Consider the following 9,719-nt stretch of genomic DNA (forward strand, 5'->3'; position numbering starts at 1 on the left):
ACACTCCCTTAATCTGCTCTCGCTTGTATCCATTATAGATCAGTCTGAGCCAATCTTTAACTATAATCAGGTAAAAAAAACGCTGCTTCCACTCGGGTAAGAGGGAAACAGCGGCTTCAATTCATCCTTGCTTTTACTGAAGCTTGCTCAGCAAATGATAGATGACCTGCGCGCTCTCTGCACGCGTGGTCAGACCTTCCGGTGCGAAGCGGCTTGCGCTATGCCCCTGTATGAAACCGAGTGCATAGGCCGTTTCAATCGCTTCTTGAGCCCAGCCAGGCGCATCGGATAAATCCGTGAACGGACTTCTCGATGTCGTGGTTTCCTCCTGCTCGTTCATCGCATACGCATAAGCACGTACCATCATCGCAGCCATTTCCTGACGCTTAATCGGCGCATCGGGCGCAAAGGTATCCTCGCTTCGTCCATTCACGATACCGGCTTGAACGGCTGCCGCCACGGCATCCGCGTACCACTTATCAGCGGCAACATCGGTAAATGGCAGTGCCGCCTCCGCTGGAAGATCGAGAAGTCGAACCAGCATAGCCGCAAATTCGGCCCTCGTTATGCGTTGGTTCGGTCCGAAGCGATCAGCACTTATACCTTCTACGAGTTGCTTCGCCGCGAGATCGCCAATCACTTCTGCTGCCCAGAAAGAGGACGGCACGTCGGTAAAGCTCTTCTCGAAATTCAGCAAGCCATATGTGCTGAAGTGCGTAACAGCCGCGGCAATTCGTCCGTCCTTCTTGACACCTCCGATATAATCCAACGCACCTGTAGGGAACAGACCGTAAAGTGCGGTTCGTTTGCTATCGGTACCTGGCTTGATCGGCAGCTCGAGCATGATCGGTTGCTCGAATTCCTTTAGGCTGACCACCTTGCCAGCCGCGGTAGTCAGTTGCAGCTCGAACATGATCCAGACTCCTGCCGTACTCAGCTTCGCTCCGGATGTCCGGGCAGCCTCGGCAAGGCGTTTATTCGCATCTGCCTCCTCCAAGGTGGTGGCAGTCAGCGTGATTTGGGCCGTATCAAGTGCTGTATCTCCCGCCAGACCGCTTAACTGACGCAGCACTCCTGACGGAATCCGCATCCCCATATTCCTTGCCTCGATCTGAATAACGCCATCCCGTATCAGTTCTGCCGCATTACCCGGCAGCGTAAGATCCGTAAAATCTTCTTCCAGCTTCAGAGTCACTTGTCCATGCACAAGTTGGCTTACAAGTTCACTCCCCGTCATATTCAAGCTGCCCGAAGGTGGTACAACTGGCGGCTGCACGGGTGGCGGAGTAACGACCGGCGGTTGCACGGGCGGATCAACCGGTGGATCGACTGGCGGTTCCGGTCCCGGGTTGCCGCCTCCGCGAGGAACTACCTTCACACGAAGTTCAGACTTCAAGCCGTTATAGGAAGCCGATATGATCGTCTCGCCTTCGGCTATAGCTGTGATCACTCCGGTCATATCTACCGCCGCCACATGAGCTTGGGTGCTCTCGTACGTGACGCCTTCCACTAAACGGATGCGAGTCCCATCCATATATACCGCTTCGGTAACCGTCGCGGCGGTCTCACCGACTTTTAGTTCTGAAGCACCCGTAAGGACAATCGATTCGATCTCTCCTACGGGAACGCGATCCACCACAATGTGCACATCCGCATATACGTTAGGTGATACGCTGCTGGTTACTCTGACCACGGCTTCGCCAAGTGCCTTGGCTGTTACGAACCCGTCATCAGTCACGCTTACCACATCCTGTGGTTCAGAGCTGTACACAGACCAGACTACTGTTGCTTCAGCACCGCTTGGCTTCACCTCGGCTTGCAACTCCTGGCTTTGGCCCACGGCCAAAGTCAGCTCGTCCGGCATGACCACAATCTCTTCCGGTTCTGGCTTCGGAGTCTTATCCGACTTGGAGAGTGTCAGATGGTCAACCACACGACCGCCAACCGTCTTGGTGATATACTCCAGTTCGTCTCCCTTCACCTCAATCGATGCATACATCTGCGTCTGTTCCTCGTCAATAACCTCATGCCAGCCGCGCTCCGTATGCGAGTAGAACTTCGGACCCGAAGAGCCCGCTACCACATAGACAGTACCTTGACCATCCGGTGCAATCTGGCCATTCTTCATAGGGTAAGAACGATAATAGATGTGGTCATGTCCGTTCAAGACCAGATCCACGCCGTGCTCCTCCAGCACGGGAGCCCAAGCGTCCCGCACCTCCGCCGAATCGTAGATGCTGCCATACGGTCCTCGGTGGAAGATGGCGATGGTCCATTCCTTCGTATTGTCAGCCAGATCCTGCTGGAGCCACACCTTCTGCTCCTCCAGTTGATATTCGCTGTTCAGCATCACGAAATGGATATTCTTGTAATCGAAGGAGAAATTCGTGCCTTTCAATGGCTCAATGCCGTTACCCGGCTGATTAAAGTGGGCAAGAAAGTCACCGTTCTCCTTGCTGCCCATCACTTCATGATTGCCAATGGCTGCAACTAACGTGGTCTGCATGAAATGCTGCTGCGCTTCAGCAAACCAATAATTCCATTGTTCCTCGACAAAACCTTTATCGACCATATCGCCCGCATGCACCATGAATTCCGAATCCGGGTGCTCGGCAGCCGCCTTATCGATCGTATTGCCCCATAATTCGAATTCCTTAGCCGATGCGGCTTGAGAATCGGCAAAATACAAAAATTTCGTTGTATCGCCAGAGGCATCTGTCGTGCGGATCATGCCCTGCTCGCTGTAGTGTCCTTGACCATCCCCTACGCGGTACACGTATTCGGTGCCAGGCTCAAGACCGTCCACCGTTACTTTATGCGTCCTCACCGAGCCCAGATCCAGCGTATGGTACAATTCGGCCGTCCCGCTTACCTTCTGCACGTTCGGAGCATCGAAGGTGGTGAACTCGGATTTCTTCGCCAATTCGACCACGCTCTGTTCAATGGATGGCGTCGTATGCCAGTTGAACCTGCGAGAGCTGGTCGGATCCTCCCCCATGCCGACACTTATGTTAGTCGGCGTCGGCGTTCCGGCTAATGGAGATACTTTGAACGCTATCGCCGGGCTGTACTGGTTATCCTTAACCGCTTGAACGGTATAGGTTCTAATCTCGGAGGTCAAGACGTTCGTTCTCAAAATACCGGTAGGGTCCGTAGTGCCGACCAGATTGTCGTCCGCCATAATCAGCACGTCTGCGGCAGGTGCCCCCTGTTCGTCCGTTACCTTAAATTCCGTCTCATATCCTTCTACGATTCCTTCTTCGTTCCAGTTCAGGCTGTAATGATTCGCAATCCGCGATTCCAACGGCAGGCCGAAGAAAGAGAACTCCGTACTGCCTGAATCAACGAATGATACGCCACCGGATAACAGCTTGATGATGTTAGCGCCAGTGGCCACCTTTTTTACGTCATACCGTACCGATGCGATGGAATCGTCATCACGTAAACCCGCCATATGAATAGACGACCAGGTTACGTTCACCGTTCCCTTCGTCTCGTCAATATCCGCAGCCACCTTGGAAGAGTCCAATTTGTCTCCGATCACGAGTTCCAGGTTCTCCACCTTGGCAGGATCAAATTGAAAGTCAATATGACCGCTATGGATTTGTGATGCCTGCACGCCTCCGATATCCACGCGATAACTATTGCCGGCATAAACCGTATCCGGCGTATCATATACAATCTTCGCTGCTCCCGTATTAACAACGAAGTTCCACGTCTCCGTCGTTTGGTTCCCGGATAGGTCACGCACGTTAACGCTCGCCTGATGTACACCATCAGCAAGCGGAACCTTCGGGGTGTAGTGAATCCGTCCTTCCGGAGGATAGAGCGTATGCTCCACAAGCACGCCGTCCAGATAGAAGCGGATTTTGTCAGGATCAATAAGGGTCGTGCCCGGATGCTCAGCCGGATCATAACCCGCATCTTCGGCGTAGACGATAATTGTCGGCTGATTGCTCTGTATCTCCTCACCATTGGCAGGGGAGAAGCCCTTCATGATCGGGGGCTCGATATCATCGTCAGCCGGACCGTACAGCGCCCGGATTTCATCAACGTAGATGGCCCCGGCATCCTTCCTGTCGTTGCGCGTCTCCATGTAACGAACCGGCATGTCCATCACCAGCGGAAGCGTTCTTCCCTTCGGCACGTCCACCTCAAGATATTTCCATCCCGTGAAATTAACGCCTTCACTCTGCTCGGTCATATTTAGCGGAATCGTTCCCTTGCTGTCACGGAGCTGGACCCGGAGCCAGTGCTCCTTGCCGTCCCCGTAGACCCACATGCTGATCTTCTCCGGGTAACCCGGTATTTCAATATTCTCAGCAGCACTCTTCGTCTCCAAATAAGCACCCGATGTCCCCGTCGTACCCGTAAAATCATACTCCAGTTTCAAGGCCCCATTGCCTGAACGGATGTAGGTCTCATCGGTCTCGATCGATACGCTCGTCGATTTAAACAGAGCGCCTGAGCTTGGTTTATAACGATCCAGGCCGTTCTCGAAGTCTTCCAGCATGACCGGCGGCAAGCCCACGTTCACTTCGAGCGTTGCTTCCACATTTCCGTATTGGACTTGAATCTTCCCGCTCACATCTTGCTCGTTCGTAGCCGTGAACACGCCGTTCTCATCGATGGTCCCGATCTCTCCCACCGTACTCCACTTGAAGCGGTGGTTATCCGCTTGAACGACTTGACCATTGCGGAGCGCACTCACCTTAAGCATCTCGCTCGAACCCGAGGAGAATGCCCTAACCTTATCCTTAAACGCCAAAGCCGTAAGATCATCCACGATTTCCAGCTTGGCTGTGCCGCCCAAAGCACCCGATAGGGCTGTAACTTCGGTGATTCCAACCTGCTCCCCTGCCGTAAATTCACCGTTGGCCGCTATCGTGCCAAAAGCGGAATCCACCTGCCAAGTTACATTCTCATGGATCTTGGCCGGATGGATGAAATCATCCACGCCCGCGGCTTCGAAAGTCGTGGAAGAACCGGTCAGCACCCGCTCCAGCGTTGGGGAAACCACCAGCTTGCTTGCCGTTCCCTCCGGCGCTTTGTTAACGAGCAGTATACCGTTGGCCGTCTTGCGCTCTCCTCCATCGGATGGAGAATTCAATACCTTCCGTGTCGTTTCGCCCGGCAAACGGGCGACGAAAGTGGCCGAACCGCCTCCATCCAGGTTAAGGGCGTTCACGACGCCGAGCTCTTGCAGCATCTCGCCAAGCTCGATATAGTTCACGCCTTCACTGAAGCCAGGCTGCCGCCCGTCCACCTCGAACAGTACGATGGAGCCGTCTGCCTTCGTCCCGACCACGGTCCTTGGATGAACAGCTGGATCTGGATGCTGCTGTACCGCGCCATCCTTCACCAACATCACCGTACCGCCAATTGCCATCGTAACGTCGTTCCACTCGCCTTCCAGCTCGAAGCTTGCCGTTACCTCATCGCCCGGCTTAAGATGCTCGACCTTGCCGCGCTGCGTTCCCGAAGCAGACAGTACGACCTGATTCGGGGCGATCGGAGAATTGCCGCGATCCGGTTGGACGGAAGCTACCTTCATCGTTAACGTCTCGCCACTGGCGACACTTCCGCTTACCACGTCGAGAACGACCTCGATCCCCAAATTATTCGTCATCGTGGAACCGTGAAACTTATCCGTGTATAGCACGAGTGCGTCATTGCCGCGCATCCTGTTGATCGAAGTGATCGGAGTCTCCGCTCCTTGAATCGACAAGCTGCGGGTCAATTTCGGAATTCCATACAGAGTGGTCCCGTCTGCCTTGACTCCGAATGCATTGCGTGTGCTGGGCGGATCCGTGAGCAGTTCCCCCTCACCCATGAACAATCCAAGCGGAATGCCGGTCGACATATCATAGAAATCGCCGTTAACGGCCGCAATGACCCGATTCCCCTCCTGATCAGCGTCCATGGCCATTTGGCTGACGCCTTGCATGCCATAGACTTTGCCATCGGTCAGCCCGGGCTGAAGAGCGAGATGACCGTCCGTAGGATCGAACTCCACCATGTGGACCTTCTGCTCACCGCCGCCCTTCTGCATATTAGCCCACGTATATGTAGCGCCCGGTCCGATCTCCATCTGCCGCATATCGATAACGGATGAAGCATCCGCATCACGCTGGGCCGCGGCAGCCTGCCCTTGTATTCCAGGAAACAGCAGAGAAAGAAGCATCACTCCGCTGAGCAGGGACGACATTCTCTTTTTACTCCTGAACATGTACATCAATTCCTCCTTATCCCGTTGAAGTATTTACAAAAGTATAGCGATAGCTTGTTAACTCCACCTCCGTTATGTGTAAGAGTAGGGTTAATTCCGATTCCATGATGCTCCCCTCTTTATCATAGTGAAATATTATTTCAAATTACAATACATTTTGTAAAATTTTATTTTATTTTTATAGCAGGAATTTGAGATCGATTGCCGTAATAGAAGCCTTTCTCCTCGATTTAAATTAAAGAACCCCTCAAATCCACCGGAAAGCGGAATTGAAGGGTTCAAGGAATGTTACTTATTTCTTCTGCGTGACATTGCCTTTGGAATCGATCTTGGCATTGTATGAGAATTTATTCAGCATGGCGATGATGTTCTGATTGTAGTTGTTGTTCATTAAATTCGGCTGTCCGCCGATGATTTTGACTGGTGTGACCTTGCTTTTTATGCTCGATCCTTTAATTTCAACATGCACCATCATCGATAGCAGCGTCTTGTCACCGCCTCGGGTTGAACGGTTGAACACAAAATTCCCGAGTGAATAATAGATCGGTTTGTTCTTGTAATACTCGATCCCCATCAGCGTATGGCTGTGTGATCCTATGATGATGTCTGCTCCGGCATCAATCATCTTCTTCGCCATCGCGCGCGCATAATCCTCAGGGTAATCGGCGAATTCCTGATTCCAATGAATATACACAATCGTATAGTCATTGTTCTTCGCCGATTGTTTGATGTGGCTGATCATCGGCTCCATCGTATACGCCGACGCAGCTCCGGGATGGTCTTTGCCCGCTATCCAGGACGTATCCGAGAGCACCCGGCTCACCCCAAGCACGGCGATTTTCTTGCCCTCAATGGTCTGAACATAGGGCTTAAAAGCCTCATCGATATCCCGTCCGGCCCCCGTGTATCCGATGCCGTTGCGCTTTAGATGGGTCAGCGTATCCAGCATCGCCTTCGGACCATAATCCAGAATGTGATTGTTGGCAAGCGTCACACCATCAATGCCTGCGTAGGTTAATCCCTCCAGCGTCTCCGGTTTGGAGCGGAAAGCAAACGTCTTATTCGCTTTTGTACCGCGTTCCGAGACCGGGGTTTCCAGATTAGCGAAAGCCATGTCTGCTTTTTTCAATATGGGAGCAACCTTCTCGAAGGGAAACTTGTTGCCATAACGCGCGATCTGATTGCCTACAAAGCCATCCAGCAGAATATCTCCCACGAATATAAGTTCAATCGGCTTCGTGGATTTAGGCTTCGCTTTATCCGTGTTGGGTTTCTCTGACGTGGGCTTAGCAGAAGCAGCGACGGCACCTTTATTCGCATTGACTTGAGTCTCTTTACCAATTGAAGTTGCAGCGGATACCCCAGGAACGGGAAGAATTAAACAGCAGGCCAAGACAAGACTTAGGACTCTCTCCATAAATGCACCTTCCTCCCCTTGTTATTCAAGATGTAATCTATGTGTTATCTATTTACCCACTACGCTAATTGTGAACGACTTCCAATCGAACATGTCACCATCATAGACAGCGGGACGAGCCCAAAAGTTTCATTTTTTCCAAAAATGATTGAAATCGAAACCAAATGATCATATATTTATACTATTCGTAATCAAAATAGCATATTTAATTGCGTTATTTCATGTACTATCCGAATGGCGAAGTGGAGGAATCGTAGCAGGGGGAGTGATAATATGGAAAATTCATCGTCAACCGAACGTCCGTCCTCAAACCTGGATGACATCGATCATCAGATCATTACCATGCTGGGTAAGAACGGGCGTATGTCCTATACCGACTTAGCCAAAGAGATCGGTCTGTCGCGTGTAGCCGTTCAGGCAAGAGTCAGTTCATTGCTGGATAACGGCGTCATTGAACGGTTTGCGGCGGTTATTAATCCGGAGAAAGTCGGCATATCGGTCTCGGCCTTTTTTAACGTTGAGGTAGAGCCGAAGCATTTGCAGCAGGTCGCGGACGCGCTCGAGAACGAGCCTTACGTCACCAGCCTGTATCATATGACGGGACCAAGCAAACTGCATATGCACGGTTTGTTTGTCGATCATAAGGAGATGGAAATGTTCCTGAATGAAAAGCTATATCCGCTGCCAGGCATTACGAGCGTGGATACCCAAATCTTAATTAAACGGTACAAGAGCCGGATGGGCATCCGGCTGTGAGTCTGCCCCAAATGCCACAGAGAGGAAAGTTAACTTGAGTACAAACAACAATCCCTATTGGGAACTAACGATCGGCATGTTCCGCACCGGTATCCTTGGTTATGGCGGTGGCCCCTCCGTGATTCCGCTCATCCGGCATGAAGCCGTCATCCGTTACCGCTGGCTGAACGATGATGAGTTCGGAGAAGTGTTGGCGTTGGCTAACGCCTTGCCGGGACCCATCGCAACGAAGATGGCGGCCTATCTTGGTTATCGCGAGAGGGGAACTCTCGGCGCTGTTCTCGCCGTCCTTGCCCATATACTGCCTACGTGCATCGCCATGGTCGCGCTGCTGTCGGCCGTCACTTTTCTTAGCAGCTCGAAGGTGGTAGCCGGCATGATCGCCGGGGTAACGCCTGTTATTGCCGTGATGCTTGGCACGATGGCTTATGAATTCGGCGAGAAAGCGGTGAAGGGGCTTGGCAAATACGCCGGCGGCGGATTTTTTGTATTGTCATTCCTGCTGTTGGAGACGGTTCAGATTCATCCGGCTATCGTGATTATGCTGTTCCTGGCTTATGGAACCGTGCACTTCAAGACCGTGTCCAAGCTAAAAAAACAACGCCGGGATAAGGAGGACTCCGCCTAATGGAAGAATGGCTGCAGCTTCTGATCAGCTTCTTCGTTACGAACGTGCTCGGTTACGGCGGAGGACCCGCCTCCATCCCGCTGATGTACAAAGAAATCGTGACGAACCATGGCTGGCTTACCGATTCCGAGTTCTCCAACATGCTGGCACTGGGCAACGCTCTGCCCGGACCGATTGCTACGAAAATCGCCGCCTTCGTCGGGTACGACGTGATTGGATGGTTTGGCATGACCATTGCGGTGCTTGCTACCGTCGTGCCATCGGCCGTTGCGCTGATCTGGCTTCTGAATCTGTTGCAGAAATATCGGACTTCACCCGTAGTCAAAGGCATGACCCTGCTCGTACAACCGGTCATCGCCATCATGATGCTCACCCTGACGTGGCAGATCGGTAAGACGTCCGTCATCTCGATCGGCTACTTGCAATCACTAGGTATCGCCGCCGTCGCCTTCTGGGCTATGAACATCCGCAAAATTCACCCGGCTGTCGTCATTGTCGTCGCTTTTGCTTATGGCGGACTGGTGCTGTCGCAGGTAGTGTAAGCTAGCTGCGACAACAAAGGCCACAGGTCCCTCTCAGGGATCTGTGGCCTTGTTTGTGCTCGCATTCACTCCCACAAGTCCCTCTCAGGGATCTATGACCTCACTTTTGCTCCATTTCACTCCCACAAGTCCCTCTCAGGGATTTGT

Annotated in this window: 5 protein-coding genes; 3 read left to right on the plus strand and 2 right to left on the minus strand. The window is 52.4% G+C overall.

Annotated features, from left to right (window positions below; translation table 11 throughout):
* Positions 1 to 133 precede the first annotated feature (133 nt).
* Entirely contained in the window at positions 134 to 6,229 is a 6,096-nt protein-coding gene (locus JCM10914_RS24200) for a phosphodiester glycosidase family protein (protein WP_036719936.1), read from the minus strand.
* A gap of 292 nt (positions 6,230 to 6,521) precedes the next feature.
* Positions 6,522 to 7,646, minus strand: a complete 1,125-nt coding sequence (locus tag JCM10914_RS24205) for a CapA family protein (protein WP_023965786.1) — start codon at positions 7,644 to 7,646, stop codon at positions 6,522 to 6,524.
* A gap of 273 nt (positions 7,647 to 7,919) precedes the next feature.
* Between JCM10914_RS24205 and JCM10914_RS24210 the strand changes: the two genes are divergently transcribed.
* The 3 genes from JCM10914_RS24210 to JCM10914_RS24220 are packed head-to-tail and all read left to right on the plus strand — an operon-like array spanning position 7,920 to position 9,572.
* On the plus strand, positions 7,920 to 8,402 hold the full coding sequence (locus JCM10914_RS24210) for an Lrp/AsnC family transcriptional regulator (protein ID WP_023965788.1): 483 nt from the start codon (positions 7,920 to 7,922) through the stop codon (positions 8,400 to 8,402).
* Positions 8,403 to 8,436: 34 nt separating this feature from the next.
* Positions 8,437 to 9,030, plus strand: a complete 594-nt coding sequence (locus JCM10914_RS24215; RefSeq protein WP_023965790.1) for a chromate transporter — start codon at positions 8,437 to 8,439, stop codon at positions 9,028 to 9,030.
* A complete protein-coding gene (locus tag JCM10914_RS24220; RefSeq protein ID WP_023965793.1) occupies positions 9,030 to 9,572 on the plus strand; it encodes a chromate transporter in 543 nt (180 codons plus the stop codon). The genes JCM10914_RS24215 and JCM10914_RS24220 overlap by 1 nt, the downstream gene beginning before the upstream one ends.
* Positions 9,573 to 9,719: the final 147 nt, after the last annotated feature.

The sequence above is a fragment of the Paenibacillus sp. JCM 10914 genome (assembly GCF_001315105.1).
Lineage (GTDB): Bacteria > Bacillota > Bacilli > Paenibacillales > Paenibacillaceae > Paenibacillus_AQ.